The organism is Pseudomonas sp. K5002 (genome assembly GCF_013386655.1).
Classification (GTDB): Bacteria; Pseudomonadota; Gammaproteobacteria; order Pseudomonadales; family Pseudomonadaceae; genus Aquipseudomonas.
On sequence record NZ_JACARK010001655.1, the window covers coordinates 1 to 822 of the forward strand.

The window sequence follows — 822 nt, forward strand, 5'->3', positions numbered from 1 at the left end:
ACCGGCTGCGCTCGCCGAGGTCATGGCCCCGGTGTTTACCGCCGCCGACACCGGCACCCCGGACGACTTGCCCTGGGTCTGGATGTTCGCGGCGTTTACAACGCGCAACGCGGCAATGTTGATGTTGCCCGAGACCCGAATCCCCGCCTCACCCGCATCGATGGTACCCAGCGGGGCGATCAGGTCGATGTCTCCGGCCGGCACTTCGGGAATCGGGTTCAAGGTGGCAATCCCCGCCCCGGTGCTCGGCACCGCCGGCGACAGGGCCACGTTGCCCCAGTTGTCGTAGACACGCTTGGGCGGCGTGTACACCACGGTGGTCTTGGATCCGCGACCGGCGTTGATGTCGCCCTCGCCGGACCAGCCCATGATCGAGCCGCCGAAGGTGGTCATGATGCGGCTCTGGCCCAGCAGGATGCTGCCCATGGAATACAGCTGGATATCGCCGGCGCCCTGGGTGATCACACCGGCGGTGGACGGCGGTGCCGCGCCTTCGATGCCGAAGGTCTGCCCACCGCCCGGGGTGAGCATCTGGATCGAGCCGCCGAAATTGGTGTGTACACCGGAGCCGCCGAACAACGTGATATCGCCCTTGTAGGTGATCGGGTTGCCGGCCACGTCCTTGCCCGGGAACAGCGCGGCAATCGCTGCACGCCCCCGTACATAGCTGCCCTGGCGCACACCGCCCACCGCGTTGTACTCACGGCCGGCGGCCTTGAGTTCGGCGAAGTACACATCACGGGCGAACACCCGTTGCTGTTCAGCGGGCAGTGCGGCGTAAACCGCGCGGGCCTGCTCGCGGGTGCCGACGAAACCGAAGCG

Annotated in this window: 1 protein-coding gene; it reads right to left on the bottom strand. The window is 67.3% G+C overall.

Annotated elements, in window-relative coordinates; genetic code table 11:
• Positions 1-822 (bottom strand): filamentous haemagglutinin family protein (locus tag HX846_RS38530; RefSeq protein ID WP_178967618.1); only part of this gene is annotated, 822 nt, incomplete at both ends.